The organism is Cyanobacteriota bacterium (assembly GCA_025054735.1).
GTDB lineage: Bacteria > Cyanobacteriota > Cyanobacteriia > SKYG9 > SKYG9 > SKYG9.
Genome location: JANWZG010000419.1, coordinates 1 through 3,275, shown reverse-complemented (window position 1 = coordinate 3,275; position 3,275 = coordinate 1). Strand labels below are relative to the sequence as shown.

Annotated in this window: 3 protein-coding genes and 1 pseudogene; 1 reads left to right on the top strand and 3 read right to left on the bottom strand. The window is 50.2% G+C overall.

Features of this window, described 5'->3' with window-relative positions; genetic code table 11:
• The 3 genes from NZ772_16120 to NZ772_16110 form a co-directional block, all read right to left on the bottom strand.
• Positions 1-1,158: DASH family cryptochrome (locus NZ772_16120; GenBank protein ID MCS6815081.1), on the bottom strand; the 1,158-nt coding region annotated here is incomplete at its 3' end.
• Positions 1,159-1,276: 118 nt separating this feature from the next.
• On the bottom strand, positions 1,277-1,774 hold the full coding sequence (gene uraD / locus NZ772_16115; protein MCS6815080.1) for a 2-oxo-4-hydroxy-4-carboxy-5-ureidoimidazoline decarboxylase: 498 nt from the start codon (positions 1,772-1,774) through the stop codon (positions 1,277-1,279).
• Positions 1,771-2,211, bottom strand: coding sequence for a hypothetical protein (locus NZ772_16110; GenBank protein ID MCS6815079.1), 441 nt, complete (start codon positions 2,209-2,211; stop codon positions 1,771-1,773). Before NZ772_16110 ends, uraD begins: the two co-directional genes overlap by 4 nt.
• Positions 2,212-2,378: 167 nt before the next feature.
• On the opposite strand from NZ772_16110, the pseudogene NZ772_16105 reads away from it, so the two are divergent.
• A pseudogene (locus tag NZ772_16105) lies at positions 2,379-3,275 on the top strand (DUF3352 domain-containing protein).

The following is a 3,275-nucleotide window of genomic DNA, read 5'->3' as shown; positions in this document are numbered from 1 at the left end:
ATAGTCTATCAGCAACGACTCAAACCATTCGGCCCCCATGCGCCAGTCAATGCCTAGGTTTTTGGTCAGAAAACTAGCGACATTTTGCCGTCCACGATTAGACATAAAGCCAGTGGCAGCTAGTTCCCGCATGTTGGCATCCACCAAGGGAAAACCAGTATTGCCCTCACGCCAGAGGTCAAACTGCTGCCAGTCTTGTCGCCAGGGAATGGGGATGCCTCGCAGCCCAGAGGCTCGGAAGACACGATTGCCATAGCGAGCGCACACAAACCGAAAGTAGTCTCGCCAGAGTAGTTCAAATACCAGCCAGTAGGTAGAGTCATTTTTAACCCGTTTGGCTTCATAGGCTTGCACCTGTTGATAGATGAACCGGGGTGAGAGGCAGCCCAGGGCTAACCACGGGGAGAATTTTGAGGAATAGTCCGCTCCTAGGAGGCCATTGCGCGTATCCTTATAAATACGTAGGCGATCGCGATTCCAGATATAGTCTTGCACTCGCTGCAATCCGGCTGGTTCCCCTCCGTGAAAGTGCATCACAGCACGATCGTCAAGGGTCGTTGGCTCAACACCCAAATCAGCTAGGGTAGGCAGTTCTCCTACAGTAATGGTTGTGGGCAACGCAGGCATCTGGCTAGGCGACGGTAAGGCTGGTCTTACAGTAGCTTCTTGTTCCACCCGTTTCCGAAACTGCGTAAATACGTCAGGCAACTGGTGAATGGGCATGGGCAAATCGTCGGGGTGGTAAAGGGTGTGACCCCACATAGTGCGAAACTTGACTGAGATTGACCCTAGAGCTTGCTCTAGCGCTGTCTCAACGGCAAGCTCTTCGCTTGTGACCTCTGCATGGCAATAGACAACTGATGCCCCAACCTGCTGACACAGGCGAGGAATTTCCGCCTCTGGACGACCACAGCGAATCACTAAATCACTTCCCAACTGGCGCAGGGTTGCTCGCAATGCAGCTACGCTCTCTAGCAAAAACTGGGCACGATAGCCACCTGTTTTTGGGAACCCGAAGGATGTAGTGCCAAATTGACGCGGGTCAAAGCAGTAGACTGGTATAACCTGTGCCCCAGACGCAAGTGCCGTATGCAAAGGTTCATGATCATGGGATCGTAGGTCATTGCGATACCACAGCAAAATCCGTTGTACAGTCACAGCTTCATCCCTATCAATCACCGAAATTACAACGCACCAAGATTACAACTGGTGGATCTTCAACACCAAGACTGGCATTGCCTCGTGGATTTAGTACCCCTGATTTAGGGCACATGATTTAGTGCACAATATCTCCTAGGCGAAAACGAGCAATTTGGTAAATCTCGTTCAGAGCTTGTTGATGTTCTGTAGCTGGCAGATGGTTAAGCCGCTGGGAAAATGCTGCCAGAATACTGGCTTTGGTATGGTTGCGAACGGCAATGATAAATGGAAAGCCAAACTTACTTTTGTAGGCTTGGTTCAGCTCAGAGAAGCGATCGTACTCCTCGGGGGTTAGACGGTCTAATCCAACACCTGCTTGCTCTTGCGCTGAGGCAGGAGCCATCGCTAACCGACTGCCCAAATCTGGATGAGCTTGAATGAGGGCAAGTTGTGCCTCTGGACTCATAGCCTCCACAATGGCCACCATACACTGGTGCAATGCATCGATAGACTGAAACGGGCGCTGGTGCCAAGCCGCTGCCGCGATCGCTGGAGTATCTTCAAAAATGGCACCCAAGGCCTCCACAAATGCCGATTCAGACATTTGATTTAAGTCTGCTAGTGAATAGGTCATCCTACTACCGATCCATTAACAATGTCGCTGTCTATATCAGACAGATCAATGATGGTTAAGTCGTCATTCAGAATGAACTCATCCTGAAGCAGTTCATCAACCCCTAAATCCTCACTCGTGAGATTATCAATGGGCAGTTCATTGGTCATCATCTCTGTCAGTGGCTGTTCAGGCGGGTTTTCTGCTCGTCTGGCATGTTTCATTGTCAAGAACTGTTTGACAGCCTGCTGACGGTTGATCATGAAGCGGTTCCAAAATCCAGGAAAGAGATTGTCAACGGTCTTAGCAATGGCCCAGACCTCGATCGCTAGCATTTGCTGGCAGGCACGATCAGCATTGCGCATCCCTTCCACTACTAAGTCTAGATTGCGACTAGCGGATGGCTTTGCATTCATTAAATCTCGTAACGACTTCTGTAAGTCAGCATCATGCTGCATACTGTTGGCTGTCCTGTGCAATACTTCGATTCTACCAGCAGTTTCCACGGCGGTACCCAGACAGGTAAACTCATGAAGGTGATTGGCATGTCCTTCATTGAGTTGCACCTCTTATTAATTCTCTGGTCGTTCATACCTCTTACACATTCACCCTTCAACCCTGATCTATGCAGTCTCGCTCTGTCATCTACATTCTAGTCGCCAGTCTGCTGGCTGTGGTTTTGCTGGTAGCTGCCACCTTGACGTGGTTTGCAACACAAAACCCTAAGCAACTGGTGATCAATGCTTACGGTAGCAGTCCCTATGCTGCTATGTTTTTACCGCGCCAAAGCCCATTAGTGCTGTCGTTGTTAGTCAATCCTGACCAACTAGAACAGTTTCAGGAAAGCGTGACCCACGATCGCCAACGTACTCAACTTGAGTGGATCCGTTTGCGGCAGGGATTGGTAGCTGGGTTTGACTTAGACTACGACTAAGACATTCAGCCCTGGTTAGGTGATGAATTGACAGTGGCCATGACTGCAATCGACCTAGACCGTGACCCTAGTAACGGTCAGCAACCAGGCTATCTAGTGGTAGCGGCAACCCATGATGCGCCCCGCACCCAAGAAATGCTAGAACTCTTTTGGCAAAACCAAGCTGTCGCAGGTGCAACCTTAGCCTTCGAGCAGTATAAGGGGGTTCAAATTGTATCGGCACAACCTAGTCCTAGCCCTGTAGCGGAAGTGGCTTCACAGCCAACGCTGCAAGTGCCCGCTAGACGGCTATCTCCTCTGCGTCCAACAGTGACGAATCTAGCAACAGCCATGGTTGGTGATCAGTTTTTGTTGGTTGCTAACCATCCTAAGGTGTTGCGAGAGGCCATTAATGCCGCCCAAGCCAGGGATGTAGGATTGCTGGAAAGTCCAACCTATCAGCAGGCACTGCAACATCTAACTAGCGATCGCGTAGGGTTGGCGATCGTCAATATCGCCAATATAGCAGCTTGGGCAGGACTTAACTCCGTAGCTCCACGCACTGCTATTGTCTCAATTGGACTAGAAAAACAAGGACTGCACCTAGAG

Excerpts from the sequence above, each read along its gene's own strand:
- uraD (MCS6815080.1), bottom strand. The coding sequence starts at position 1,774 with ATGACCTATTCACTAGCAGACTTAAATCAAATGTCTGAATCGGCATTT.
- NZ772_16110 (MCS6815079.1), bottom strand. The coding sequence starts at position 2,211 with ATGCAGCATGATGCTGACTTACAGAAGTCGTTACGAGATTTAATGAAT.